We start from the raw sequence: 12,957 nt of genomic DNA on the forward strand, positions 1-12,957 counted from the left end.
CGACGTGGAGGTCGTCCGCAACGAGCGCTTCACGGCCGAGGACTGGGCCCTGGCCGAGTGGGACCGCGTCCACTACGAGGACTGCGCGTTCCACGACGTGGACCTCTCCGAGGCGCGGCTGACCGGGTGCACGTTCGCGCACTGCCATTTCGGCAACGTCCGCTTCAACGCGGCCGAGCTGACCCGGTGCGCGATCGTGCAGTCGGAGATGCAGCGGTGCTCGTTCTTCGACGCCCGGCTGACCGAGTGCAAGCTGACCGGCACCCAGTTCGTCGACTGCGGACTGCGGCCGTTGACGATCGAGGGCGGCGACTTCTCGTTCGTGTCGCTGCGCGGGCAGAACCTGACCGCGGCGAAGCTGGGCGGGTTGCGGCTGCGTGAGGCGGACCTGACCGGCGCGGATCTCACCCGGGCCGACCTGCGCCGCGCGGATCTGTCCAGCGCACAGCTCAAGGACGTCGTGCTCAAGGGCACGGATCTGCGCGGTGCGAACCTGGACGGGGTGGCGTTGCGCGGGGTCGACCTGACCGGCGCGAAGATCGATCTGGTGCAGGCGGGACTGTTCGCGACCGCGTACGGTGCGGTGGTCGGCGACTGAGTGCGTTCTGGCAGGATCGACGCGTGACGGCGACGATTCTGGATGGCAAGGCCGCCGCGGCGGCGATCAAGGAGGACCTGCTCCAGCGGGTCAAGGCCCTCGGCGAGCGCGGGATCGTCCCCGGGCTCGGCACGGTGCTGGTCGGTGACGACCCGGGCTCACACGCGTACGTGACCGGCAAGCACCGTGACTGCGCCGAGGTCGGCATCGCCTCGATCCGCCGTGACCTGCCCGCCGACGCCACCCAGGAGCAGGTCGAGGCGGTCGTCGCGGAGCTGAACGCGGACCCGGCCTGCCACGGCTACATCGTGCAGCTGCCGCTGCCGAAGCACCTGGACACGCAGCGCATCCTCGAACTGATCGACCCGGACAAGGACGCCGACGGGCTGCACCCGGTCAACCTGGGCCGTCTCGTGCTCGGCTACGACGGGCCGCTGCCCTGCACCCCGCGCGGCATCGTGCACCTGCTGCGCCGCCACGACATCGCGCTGGCGGGCGCGGAGGTGACCGTGGTGGGCCGTGGCACGACGGTCGGGCGTCCGCTCGGGCTGCTGCTGACCCGGAAGAGCGAGAACGCGACCGTGACGCTGTGTCACACCGGTACGGTGGACCTCGCTGCCCACACCCGCGCCGCGGACATCGTGGTCGCCGCGGTCGGGGTGCCCGGGTTCCTCACCGCCGACATGGTCAAGCCCGGTGCCACGGTCGTCGACGTCGGCATCAGCCGGGTCGTGGGCGCCGACGGCAAGGGCCGCTACACGGGCGACGTGGCGCCCGAGGTTCGTGAGGTGGCCGGGGCGGTCGTGCCGATGCCCGGCGGGGTGGGCCCGATGACCCGGGCGATGCTGCTCACGAACGTGGTGGAGCGTGCTGAGTGGGATAGCTCCCGCTGACCGCCCCTGCCAGGTAAGGGATCGTTAACCGGCTGATACGGTCCGGAAAAGTCGTCCCGCTTCCCGGGAGGGCTGCTTTCCGGGAGGGAGAGGCATGGGCAAGAAGGTCACTGTCGTCGGCGCCGGCTTCTACGGTTCCACGACCGCGCAGCGTCTGGCCGAGTACGACATCTTCGACACCGTGGTGCTCACCGACATCGTGGAGGGCAAGCCGGAGGGCCTTGCGCTGGACCTGAACCAGTCGCGGCCGGTCGAGGGCTTCGAGACCAAGGTCGTCGGTGCCACCACCGGTCCGAACGGTGAGGGGTACGAGGCCATCGAGGGCTCGGACGTCGTCATCATCACCGCCGGGCTGCCCCGTAAGCCGGGCATGAGCCGGATGGACCTGCTCGGCGTCAACGCCAAGATCGTCCGTCAGGTCGCCGAGAACGTCGCCAAGTACGCCCCGAACGCCGTGGTCATCGTGGTCTCGAACCCGCTGGACGAGATGACCGCGCTGGCCCAGATCGCCACGCAGTTCCCGAAGAACCGGGTCCTCGGCCAGGCCGGCATGCTCGACACGGCCCGCTTCACCCACTTCGTCGCCGAGACCCTCAGCGTCAAGATCGGCGACGTGCGGACGCTGACCCTGGGCTCGCACGGCGACACGATGGTGCCGGTGCCCAGCCGCTGCACGGTCAACGGCAAGCCGCTGTCCGAGCTGCTGCCCGCCGACAAGATCGAGGAGCTGGTGACCCGGACGCGCAACGGCGGCGCCGAGGTCGTGGCCCTGCTCAAGACCGGTTCGGCGTACTACGCGCCGTCGGCTGCCGCGGCCCGCATGGCCAAGGCGGTCGCCGAGGACTCCGGCGCGGTCATGCCGGTCTGCGCCTGGGTCGACGGCGAGTACGGCATCTCCGGTGTCTACCTGGGCGTCGAGGCCGAGATCGGCGCGGACGGTGTGCGCCGCGTGGTCGAGACGAAGCTGACGGACTCCGAGCTGGCAGGCCTGAAGGAGGCCGCCGAGGCGGTCCGCGCCAAGCAGGCCGACGTCGTCGACCTCTGAGTCACAGTTTGTCGAGGAAAGGCCGGGGCGGTCAGGCCCCGGCCTTTCCGGCTATCGGCGCATATGCACTAAAGCATGCTGATCACCCGAATCGAGACCTCGCAGCGGCCGGGGCGCCTCCGGCCCCGGCCGCTCCACCGGACCGCCCGCGCTACGGGCGAAGGGGGAAGCTGCGTTGGTCGTCGTGCACGTCGAAGACCGGGCCGCGCGGCGCACGGGCGGGCATGGCCTGCTCGTCGACCTCGGCGATGCCGGGCCGCCCCGCCTCGACCACGAACTGCGCGGCGGTGCGCACAGTAGCGGCCTGAGCCCACACCGTGTCGACCACGCGCAGACTGCTCAGCAGACGTTGGCCGTCCGCGTCGCAGACCACGTAGCCGCGCCGGTTGTCGATGTAACGCCAGTGCGGGCTCTCCGCCATGATCGGGTCGTACGTCGCGTGGAACGCGGCCACGTCCGGGTTCCCGCCCGAGGTGATCGACGTGCCGGTGAGTTCGGCGCCGACCACGGGCGTGGCCGGGTCGTCGAAGTCGGGTCGCAGGTCGCAGACCCAGGTGCAGTGCCGGTCGCCGGTCAGCACGACCGGGTTGGTCACCTGCCCCGCGCCGAACAGCTCCAGCAACCGCCGCCGCTGGACTCGGTACCCGTCCCAGTTGTCGAAGTCGAAGACCTGCTCGGGTCCGGCCTTGCGGTCGTTCTGCGCCCACATCACCTGGTTGGCCAGCAGGTTCCAGGTGGTGCCGGACGACTGCAGGCCCTCGGTCAGCCACTGCTCCTGCTCCGGGCCCGTCATGGTGAGCGCCGGGTCCTGCGCGGCGGCGAGCGTGGCCGGCTGGTCGCTGCGGTACTGCCGGGTGTCCAGAACGTGCACGCTGGCCAGCGCCCCGAACCGCAGCCGCCGGTAGACCTGCATGTCCAGCCCCGAGGGCAGCGAACTGCGGCGCAGCGGCATGTGCTCGTAGTACGCCTGGAACGCTGCGGTCCGCCGTGCCCGGAACGCCTGCGGCGACTGCTGGTCCGGGTCCTGCGGGATCTCGTCCGCCCAGTTGTTGTCGATCTCGTGGTCGTCGAGCGTGACGATCCACGGGAACGCGGCGTGCGCGGCCTGCAGGTCCGGGTCGGTCCGGTACCGCGCGTGCCGGTTGCGGTACTGCACCAGCCCGGTCGGTTCGCCGGTGCCCTCGTGGCGGCGGATCGCGGCCGGGTTGGCCGGGCTCTCGTAGATGTAGTCGCCGAGGAACGCCACGAACGCCAGATCCTCGGCGGCCAGGTGCTGGTAGGCGGTGTAGTACCCGGCCTGGTAGTCCTGGCAGCTCGCGAACGCGAACCGCAGCCGGGACGGGCGGGCGTCGGCCGCCGGTGCGGTGCGGGTCCGCCCGGCCGGGGAGATCTGGTCACCGGCCCGGAACCGGTAGTGGTAGACCGCGTCCGGGCGCAGGCCCTGCACCTCGACGTGGACGGAGTGGGCGTACTCGGGTGTTGCGGTGGCCGTGCCGCGCTGGACGATCCGGTTGAAGCCGGGGTCCTCGGCGACCTCCCAGTCCACCGCGAAGTTCTGGGTGGGCATGCCGCCGCCCGTGGTCGGCTGCGGGGCCAGGCGTGTCCACAGCACCACGCCGTCGGGCAGCGGGTCGCCGGAGGCGACGCCGAGCGTGAACACACCGGCGGGCAGCGTTGTGCCGAGGCCGTTGCGGATGCGCGCGTACCCGCCGGCGGGGGTGATCAGCAGGGGTCCGGCGGCGGCGACGGCAGCGGCCCCGGCGACGAAGCGGCGCCGGCTGACGGGGAACGGGAATGACAGCGACATGCATCGATGTAACCGGAAGGCGGTTACGTCACAGGGAACGGCATTCGCCCCACTGAACGTCCGCCCGGGAAAGGCGGGGTATCTTGCGGAATCGGGGCGGTCACGGACGGGGTCGGCGATGATCTCCCACCGTTAGGCAGTACGCTCGTACTGCTAAAACATGTGTCCCGGGAGAGGAGCGCCGGCCGATGGCGAAAATCAAGGTCAAAAACCCGGTCGTGGAGCTCGACGGCGACGAGATGACGCGGATCATCTGGAAGCAGATCCGTGAGCAGCTGATCCTGCCCTACCTCGACGTCAACCTCGAGTACTACGACCTGTCGATCCAGTACCGCGACGAGACCGACGACCAGGTGACGGTCGACGCGGCGAACGCCATCAACCGGCACGGCGTCGGCGTGAAGTGCGCCACCATCACCCCGGACGAGGCCCGTGTCGACGAGTTCGGCCTGAAGAAGATGTGGAAGTCCCCGAACGGGACGATCCGCAACATCCTCGGTGGCGTCGTCTTCCGCGAGCCGATCATCATGTCGAACGTACCCCGGCTCGTACCCGGCTGGACCAAGCCGATCGTCATCGGCCGTCACGCCCACGGCGACCAGTACAAGGCCACGGACTTCGTCGCGCCCAAGGCGGGCAAGCTGACGATGACCTTCACCCCGGACGACGGTTCCGCGCCGATGGAGTTCCACGTCGCGGACTTCCCCGGCGGCGGCGTCGGCATGGGCATGTACAACTTCGACGAGTCCATTCGCGACTTCGCCCGCGCCTCGTTCCGGTACGGCCTGGCCCGCAACTACCCGGTCTACCTGTCGACGAAGAACACGATCCTCAAGGCGTACGACGGGCGGTTCAAGGACCTGTTCGCCGAGATCTTCGAGACGGAGTTCGCGGACGACTTCAAGACCGCCGGGATCACGTACGAGCACCGGCTGATCGACGACATGGTCGCCGCCGCGATGAAGTGGGAGGGCGGCTACGTCTGGGCGTGCAAGAACTACGACGGTGACGTGCAGTCCGACACCGTGGCGCAGGGCTTCGGCTCGCTCGGCCTGATGACCTCCGTGCTGATGACCCCGGACGGTCAGACCGTTGAGGCGGAGGCCGCGCACGGCACGGTCACCCGGCACTACCGGCAGTGGCAGAAGGGCGAGAAGACCTCGACCAACCCGATCGCCTCGATCTTCGCCTGGACGGGCGGCCTCAAGCACCGCGGCAAGCTGGACGGGACCCCGGCGGTCACCGAGTTCGCCGAGACGGTCGAGCAGGTCTGCATCGAGACCGTCGAAGGTGGACAGATGACCAAGGACCTCGCGCTGCTCATCTCCCGGGATGCGCCGTGGCTGACCACGGACGAGTTCATGAACGCGCTCGAGGCGAACCTCTCGCGCAAGCTCGGCTGAGCCCGATCGGCTGACGCCCGTACCCAAGACATTTCGGCCCGGCGGGACGACGTTCCTGCCGGGCCGCGCCGTGATCGGTGTGGCATGATCCAAAATTGGGGCAAACTGGGCCTTTAATGCGCGTAACCCTGGGGTATGGGCGTCGTTTCTTTAGGCAGAACGGATGCAGGCGGTGCCGCGCAAGGGTCGCCCGCCGGTCCGGCCGCCTTGTCCCGGGCGCCGACCGGTTCTCTTGACTCGGTGTCGCCAGTGGGCGTGCTGCAGCGCGTCTGCCGTCCCTTCCCATGCGGGGGGCCTTGTCCCGGGCCCCCCGCCCCCCTCTTCCGGCCCTCCCCAGACTGGCCTGCGCGCTGCGGCGCCGCTCGCGTGGCCTGGGCTCACTCGGAGCGACGCCGCATTTGCGGCGCGACCCTCCGCCTGGCTCGCCACCGTCCGCCGCACCACTGCCCGCACTTGGTCCTCGGATACGGGCTGGCTGATGGCCCAGGACAACGGCTCCGCCTCTGCGACTGACCGCCGCCTGTCAGGTCGGGTGCGAGTGTGCCGGTGGCGTGGCTCGCCATCCATCGGTCGCCGTTGCAACGCGTAGCCGACGACCCGGCTCATTATCCGTGCGGACCCTTTAGGTCTGATGTCGCGGATGGATCATCCAAGCGTCATCGTGCTTGTGGAGCACATCGGCCCGCGGCCCGCGGCTCGCGGCTCGCGGCTGACGGCCTTCGCGCGGCTGACGGCCTTCGCACGGCTGACGGCCTTCGCGCGGCTTGAGGCTTGCGTGCGGCTTGAGGCCTGCGTGCGGCCTGCGATCCATTCTCGACATCAGAGCTGTAAGGCGAGCGGCTGATACACCCGCCGCCCTGGGCTGGAGATGGCGCAGGCGTTGGTTTTGGGTGGCCCGTGACCGTGACGGGATGGCGACCGTGACCCGGTCCCCAAACCACAACGGCGAAGGTCATGGGCCGGGGCGGCGGCGGGACAGGGGCGGCAGCGGCGGGACAGGGGCGGCGGCGGGACAGGGACGGCGGCGGGACGGGGACACGGATGGCGGCGGCGGCAGTTCCTACGGTCGCCGCCCGTGGCGGATTCAGAGCGCGTCGCGCAGCATCTGGGCGGCGGTCTCCGGGACGACGTCGTTGACGAAGACACCCATGGCCGACTCCGAGCCGGCCAGGAACTTCAGTTTGTCGGCGGCCCGCCGGATGCTGAACACCTGCAGGTGCAGGTACCCCAGCTCGCGCCCCGCGCCGACCACCGCCTGATGCCACGCGGCGATGTACGGCATCGGCTTGCCGAACAGCGCGTCCAGCCGGCGCAACACGTCCAGGTACAACGGGGCGAACGCGTCGCGCTCGGCGTCGTCGAGGGCGGGCAGGTCCGGCACCTGGCGGTGCGGCGCGAGCTGCACCTCGAACGGCCAGCGGGCCGCGGCCGGTACGTACGCGGTCCAGTACTCGTTGGCCGCGACGATGCGTACCTGTGCCTTCTGTTCGGCGGCCAGCACGTCGGCGTAGAGGCTGCGCCCGGTCGTGGCCGCGTGCCGGCGCGCCGCGTCCAGCATCGCCTGGGTGCGCGGCGGCACCATCGGGTACGCGTAGATCTGTCCGTGCGGGTGGTGCAGTGTTACGCCGATCTCGACGCCACGGTTCTCGAACGGGAAGACCTGCGCCACACCGGGCAGCGTGGACATCTCCGCGGTCCGGTCGGCGAGCGCGTCGATCACCGTACGGACCCGTTCGGGCGGCAGCGCGCCGAACGAACTGGTGTGATCGCTGGTGAAGCAGACGACCTCGCAGCGGCCAACGCCGGGACGTACCGGGACGGCCTCGGTCAGCTCGGTGATCTGGTCCGGTGCCAGACGGTCGCTGAACGACGGGAACTGGTTCTCGAAGACCACCACGTCGTAGTCGTCCGCCGGGATCTCGCCGGCGAAGTCCGGGGTGGACGGGCACAGCGGGCACCGGTCGCTCGGCGGCAGGAACGTCCGCGTCTGCCGGTGCGCGGCGACCGCGACCCACTCGTCGACCAGCGGGTCCAGCCGCAGCTGGGATGCGGGTGGCGGGGGTGGCAGGCGACGTAGGTCCGGGGCTGTGCGGTCCGCGCCGGGCCGCTCGTCGAAGTAGATGAGTTCCCGGCCGTCACTGAGCTGGATCGTGGTGCGCCGGACGATCACGGCGCGGTCACCACGACGAGGTCCGCGACCTGTTCCCCGAGCAGGGCCCGGGCCGCCGGATCGAGGCCGTCGTCGGTGATGAGTACGTCGGCGCGCTCGAGCGGGACGATCGAGGAGATGCCGACCGTGCCCCACTTGGTGTGGTCGGCGAGCACGACGAGGCGTTCCGCGGCCTCGACGAGCGCGCGGTTGACCTCGGCCTCCATCAGGTTCGGGGTGGTGTATCCGGCCCGCTCGCTCATCCCGTGCACGCCCAGGAACAGCACGTCCAGGTGCAGCTTGGCGATCGCGGCGACCGCGACCGGGCCGACCAGCGCGTCCGACGGGGTACGGGTGCCGCCGGTGAGCACGACGGTCTGGTCGGGGCGGCCGGCCCGGTAGAAGATGTCCGCGACCGGGATCGAGTTGGTCACCACGGTCAGCGACGGCACGTCGACGAGCCGCTGGGCCAGTCCGGCGGTGGTGGTGCCCGCGGACAGTGCGATGGCGTCGCCGGGTGACACCAGGGCCGCGGCGCGCATGGCCATCGCGGCCTTCTCCGTACGCTGGCGCACCGACTTCGCGGCGAAGCCGGGCTCGTGGGCCGAGCCGGGGGTCACTGTGGTGGCGCCGCCGTGTACCTTGGCCAGCAGCCCACGGTCGGCGAGGGCCTCCAGGTCGCGCCGGATGGTCATGTCGGAGACGCCGTACTCGGCGGCGAGCTCGCTCACCCGGACGCCGCCCGACGCCCGTACCCGGTCCAGGATCGCCGCCTGCCGCTGCTGCGCGAGCATCAGCAGGCCCCGCGGCTACGTCGGATCACCTGGCCGTACCGGATCAACCGCACTGATTCGAACACGTGCGAACATTACCTGGTGATCGGGTGTGCGCAAAAGAGTGACCTTCGCCGCTGATCTCTCAGATTCCCCGGCCGCGCTTGTGCAGTGCGGAGAGAACGTTCTCCACCTTGACCGCGCCGGTCATTGCGGCCAGCGCGATCGCGGTACGCGGCTCGCGCCAGTTCGCCCTTACCGCCTCCTTGCTGAACTGCCACGCTTGGGCGCGGTTGCCACTCGCCGCCGACCAGCAGGCGAGCTGGCCGTACACCCGGGCGGCGCCGGGGCGGCAGCCGCTGATCTCGGGGTGGCGTTGCATCATCCACCGCAGCGACGAGATCTTGGTGGCGTACTCGTACGCGTAGTGCGAGGTGCGGCCCCACAGCACCCGGACCAGGGGCTCGTCCACGTGCACGATGGGCATCCGGCGGGCGGCGCGCAACAGCAGGTCCCAGTCCTCGTTCTGGCTGCCCGGCGCGTCCTCGGCGACCAGGCCGATCGCGTCGGAGGCCAGCGCCCCGCGGCGGATCAGGAACGACGACGAGTGCAGCATCGACATCCGCGAACGGGCGAGCTGCTCCACGGTGACCCGGCTGCACCCGGCCAGCCGGGCGGTGGTGCGGCCCTCGTACTCCACCTCGATCGCACACGTCGCGAACTCGGCGTCCGGCTCGGCGAGCAACGCGGCGACCTGCTTGCGCAGCTTCTCCGGCGCCCACGCGTCGTCGTCGTCGCAGAACGCCACGAACTCGGTGTCCAGCGCCAGGATCCCGGTGTTGCGGGCGCCCGCCAGCCCGGACGTACGCCAGTTCGTCAGCACCAGGACCGGGGTGCCGTCCGCGGTGGCCAGCGTCTGGTCCGGCTCGGTCTGGTCGTACACGACGACCACGGTCAGCTCGCCCGGGTACTCCTGCGCACGGACCGCGGCGATGGCCCGGCGTACCAGCTCGGGGCGGTTGCGGGTGGGGATGACGACGCCGACGGACGGCCAGTTCATCGAACCTCCTGAGGGGCAGCGGGGTGGAGCGGGTACCCATAGGCGCGCAGCAGCGGCGCACACACCGCGCCGACGAGCCGGCGCTGGCCGGGCGGCAGGGCCTGCACCCAGGCGTCGTCGTGGCGCAGCGGTACGCGGCCCACCCGGAAACGCATCGGGTTGCCGGCCGCGCTGTGCCCGACGGACAGGTCGGCGTACCCGTCGCCGAGAAACCCCAGGCCGGCGTCCGTCACGGGGAGCTCGACGAATTCCGCCAGCTCGCGCAGAGCCTGGCGCGGGTCGGCGAGGAACTGCTCGTACCGGATCCGGCGGACCGCGACGCCCCGGCGCGCCAGCAGGCCGAACGCGGCGTTGTGGGCGTTCCACAGCAGGGCCGAGCGGCCGGGGGAGTACCGGGTCATGACCTCGGCGCCGTCGGTCTCGGGGCGGGCCACGGTCTTGGTCCACGAGTACGCGACCCCGCGCGCGTCGCGTACCACGTGGACCACCCGCAAGTCCACGTCGTCCGCCCAGCGCAGGACGTGTGCGAGCGCGCTGTGCTTGGAGGAGTCGACCACCACGGCGGCGCCGGAGACCTCCGCGGCCGCGGCGTACACCCGGGCGTAGTACGCGGCGTACTCGCGGACCTCGGCGCGCTGGGCGGGCGGCAGCGAGGCGGCCGCGAGCCGGGGGATGTGCCGGGTCCGTTCGACCGTGTCGCGCAGGGTCTGGATGCGATCGACGTCGATGCTGCCCCAGCCGCCGAACGCCCGTTCGCCGACCCGCTGCCAGAACGTGCAGGCGGAGAACCGCGCACCGCAGCCGCAGCGCTCGTCGCCGCGGATGTCGCGCTGCCACAGGTGGACGACCTCGCCGAGCGCGTGTACCGAGGGCAGCTCGCCAAGCAGGCGCTCGACCAGGGTTGTCCCGCTTCGGCCCAGCCCGCCCACAAACAGCACCCGTGCCACTTTGTCCCGCCTTCATTCGTTTCGCTCCTATAACGAGCGAACCAGGCCGAAGGAGGCGTGGGATTGACAACCGAGGCTTTCGAGCGGGTACATCTCGACGGAACGGGTTTCGACCGAATCACCGAGGCTGAGGTCGTTTCGGTCGTCCGGGACGCCCTGGACCACGGCCGCGGCGGGCGGATCATCACTCCGAACATCGACATCCTGCGCCTCGCGCACAAGAAGCCGGCGCTGCGGGCGTACCTCGACGACGCCGACCTGGTCGTGGCGGACGGCATGCCGCTGGTGTGGGCGAGCCGCCTGACCGGCATGCCGCTGCCCGAGCGGGTCGCCGGCAGCAGCCTCGTCTGGTCCCTGTCGGAGGGTCTGGGCCGCGACGCCCGGTCGATCTTCGTGATCGGCGGGGCGCACAGCGCCGACGGTGTGCCGGACGGCGCCACCCGGGCCGCGGACCGGCTCGCCGCGGCCTGCCCCGGGCTGCGCATCGGGGGAACGCTCTGTCCCGAGTTCGGCTTCGAGGCCGACGAGACCGGGTACGCGCAGTTCTGCGCGGAGGTGGTCGAGGCGCAGCCGGACCTGGTCTTCGTCGGCCTCGGCTTCCCCAAGCAGGAGCAGGTCATCTCGCGGCTGCGCCCCGGCCTTCCGCAGGCGTGGTTCGTCGGGTGCGGTGCCGCGGTCAACTTCGTGGCCGGCGACATCCGGCGGGCGCCGCATTGGATGCAGCGCACCGGTCTGGAGTGGGCGCACCGGCTGGGCACCGAGCCGCGCCGCCTGGCCCGCCGCTACCTGCGCCAGGACGCCCCGTACGCACTGCGTCTGTTGACCGTGTCGGCTCGCCGCTGACCCATCGCCTCAAACAGTACGGACGTACGGTTTTTTGGGTATGCTGCGGACATGGGATTCACGTTCACGCGGTTGCATCACGTGCAGTTGGCCATCCCGTCCGGCGGGGAGGACGTCGCCCGGCGGTTCTACGGAGACGTGCTCGGCATGACCGAGCTCGCCAAACCGCCCGCGCTCGCCGCCCGCGGCGGGTGCTGGTTCGCGGGCGGCGGCTGGGAGGTGCACCTCGGCGTCGAAGCGGAGTTCACGCCCGCCCGCAAGGCCCACCCGGGCGTGCTGGTGGACGACCTCGACGCGCTGGCCGCCACGCTCACCGCGGCCGACCACGCGGCCGACTGGGATCCGCACTTCCCGGGCCACCGCCGGCTGTACACCTTCGACGGCCACGGGAACCGGCTGGAGTTCCTGCAGCCGCTCAGCGCGAACCAGCCCGGGCCGTCCGGGGATTGAAGTACCGGTCCCGGGTCAGCGCCGCGAACGCCTTGAACGCGGCCCGGTCACCGGTGAGCTGGAACTGCTGGTTCGGGCCGTTGCCCGCCGGATCGGACTCGAAGTACACGACCGCCTTGATCTGCGGGTTCGCCTTGAACGTGCGCGCCGCGTCGCGCAGCCACGCGGCCCGCCCGGCCGACCCCCACGCCTTGGCGACCCCGAACTCGCCGACGACGATCGGCTTGGGATGCTCCGCGGCGAACCGCAGGAACGGGCCCATCAGAGCCCCGATCGGCTCGAACTGGTTGCCCGCGTACACGTCCACACACGTCCAGTCGACCTGGTCGTCGCCGGGGTAGAAGGCCGGGGCGTCGCCACGCTGGAAACCCTCGGCGGTCGGGCACCACACCCAGGACACGTTGGTCGCGTGCTCGGCGGCGAAGATGGCCCGTATGTGCTTCCACGCGGCGATGTAGTCCGGCCCGCTGACCATCTGCTCGCGGAGGTTCGGCCGGTCCATCTCCCAGCGCATGCGCAGCAGCACCGGCCGTTTGACATCCCGGATCGCCCGGGCCTGGCGGCGGATCAGCCGGTCGTCGCGGCCGGCCACGATGGACCGGTTGTCCCCGGTCGCCCAGCTGATCATGAGTGTGGCGCCCTGGGCCAGGAATTCCCGGTCCGACTCCGTGCCGACCATCTCGCCGAACCGCCGGTACGTGTTGAGGATGTCGAGGCGCCGGCCCAGCGTCTCCTCCAGGCCGTCGACCGCCTCGACCCGGCCGTCGTGAGTCAGCTCCTGCGGTTTGATCCAGGCACCGACGTACGCGCCGGTGGCGGGCGCGACGAACGGCCCGGAGTCGAACGGACCCGGATTGATCGCGATCGCATCCGACAGGACGGTCCGGTCCGGTGACGGGGTCGGTAACGGCTCGGCCCGCCGGTCCGCGGAGCAGCCGGCGAGCCCGAGCATCAGTACGGTCAGCAGCGCGGCGAGGGGTCTTCGCACC

The 12,957-nt window shown here is 70.9% G+C and carries 12 protein-coding genes; 6 read left to right on the top strand and 6 right to left on the bottom strand.

Going from position 1 to position 12,957, the window contains the following annotated elements; all coding sequences use genetic code 11:
- The first annotated feature begins 4 nt into the window (after window positions 1-4).
- The 3 genes from ACMCNK_RS27330 to mdh all read left to right on the top strand — a co-directional run bounded on the left by ACMCNK_RS27330 (window position 5) and on the right by mdh (window position 2,536).
- Entirely contained in the window at window positions 5-598 is a 594-nt protein-coding gene (locus tag ACMCNK_RS27330; RefSeq protein ID WP_412739205.1) for a pentapeptide repeat-containing protein, read from the top strand.
- A 23-nt stretch (window positions 599-621) separates the two neighbouring features.
- Entirely contained in the window at window positions 622-1,491 is an 870-nt protein-coding gene (locus ACMCNK_RS27335; RefSeq protein ID WP_412739206.1) for a bifunctional methylenetetrahydrofolate dehydrogenase/methenyltetrahydrofolate cyclohydrolase, read from the top strand.
- A 94-nt stretch (window positions 1,492-1,585) separates the two neighbouring features.
- Window positions 1,586-2,536, top strand: coding sequence for a malate dehydrogenase (mdh, locus tag ACMCNK_RS27340; RefSeq protein ID WP_412739207.1), 951 nt, complete (start codon window positions 1,586-1,588; stop codon window positions 2,534-2,536).
- 151 nt (window positions 2,537-2,687) lie between these two features.
- Here the strand turns inward: mdh and ACMCNK_RS27345 are convergent, their stop codons facing one another.
- Window positions 2,688-4,343, bottom strand: coding sequence for an alkaline phosphatase D family protein (locus tag ACMCNK_RS27345; protein ID WP_412739208.1), 1,656 nt, complete (start codon window positions 4,341-4,343; stop codon window positions 2,688-2,690).
- 188 nt (window positions 4,344-4,531) lie between these two features.
- On the opposite strand from ACMCNK_RS27345, the gene ACMCNK_RS27350 reads away from it, so the two are divergent.
- The gene (locus ACMCNK_RS27350) at window positions 4,532-5,746 is read left to right on the top strand and encodes an NADP-dependent isocitrate dehydrogenase (RefSeq protein ID WP_412739209.1); all 1,215 of its coding nucleotides are present in this window, start codon (window positions 4,532-4,534) and stop codon (window positions 5,744-5,746) included.
- Window positions 5,747-6,830: 1,084 nt separating this feature from the next.
- On the opposite strand, the gene galT is transcribed toward ACMCNK_RS27350, so the two are convergent.
- The 4 genes from galT to ACMCNK_RS27370 form a co-directional block, all read right to left on the bottom strand.
- On the bottom strand, window positions 6,831-7,916 hold the full coding sequence (gene galT, locus ACMCNK_RS27355; RefSeq protein ID WP_412739210.1) for a galactose-1-phosphate uridylyltransferase: 1,086 nt from the start codon (window positions 7,914-7,916) through the stop codon (window positions 6,831-6,833).
- Window positions 7,913-8,689, bottom strand: coding sequence for a DeoR/GlpR family DNA-binding transcription regulator (locus tag ACMCNK_RS27360; protein WP_412739211.1), 777 nt, complete (start codon window positions 8,687-8,689; stop codon window positions 7,913-7,915). Before ACMCNK_RS27360 ends, galT begins: the two co-directional genes overlap by 4 nt.
- 124 nt (window positions 8,690-8,813) lie before the next feature.
- A complete protein-coding gene (locus ACMCNK_RS27365; protein WP_412739212.1) occupies window positions 8,814-9,728 on the bottom strand; it encodes a glycosyltransferase family 2 protein in 915 nt (304 codons plus the stop codon).
- The gene (locus ACMCNK_RS27370) at window positions 9,725-10,675 is read right to left on the bottom strand and encodes a sulfotransferase (RefSeq protein WP_412739213.1); all 951 of its coding nucleotides are present in this window, start codon (window positions 10,673-10,675) and stop codon (window positions 9,725-9,727) included. Before ACMCNK_RS27370 ends, ACMCNK_RS27365 begins: the two co-directional genes overlap by 4 nt.
- A gap of 63 nt (window positions 10,676-10,738) precedes the next feature.
- On the opposite strand from ACMCNK_RS27370, the gene ACMCNK_RS27375 reads away from it, so the two are divergent.
- Together ACMCNK_RS27375 and ACMCNK_RS27380 are read left to right on the top strand one after the other, a co-directional pair.
- Window positions 10,739-11,518, top strand: a complete 780-nt coding sequence (locus tag ACMCNK_RS27375; RefSeq protein ID WP_412739214.1) for a WecB/TagA/CpsF family glycosyltransferase — start codon at window positions 10,739-10,741, stop codon at window positions 11,516-11,518.
- A gap of 51 nt (window positions 11,519-11,569) precedes the next feature.
- Entirely contained in the window at window positions 11,570-11,968 is a 399-nt protein-coding gene (locus ACMCNK_RS27380; protein WP_412739215.1) for a VOC family protein, read from the top strand.
- On the opposite strand, the gene ACMCNK_RS27385 is transcribed toward ACMCNK_RS27380, so the two are convergent.
- Window positions 11,934-12,956: a glycoside hydrolase family 26 protein gene (locus ACMCNK_RS27385; protein ID WP_412739216.1), complete on the bottom strand. Its 1,023-nt coding sequence runs from the start codon at window positions 12,954-12,956 to the stop codon at window positions 11,934-11,936. The genes ACMCNK_RS27380 and ACMCNK_RS27385 overlap by 35 nt on opposite strands.
- Window position 12,957 lies beyond the last annotated feature (1 nt).

The organism is Krasilnikovia sp. MM14-A1259, assembly GCF_047159535.1.
Taxonomy (GTDB): Bacteria; Actinomycetota; Actinomycetes; order Mycobacteriales; family Micromonosporaceae; genus Actinoplanes.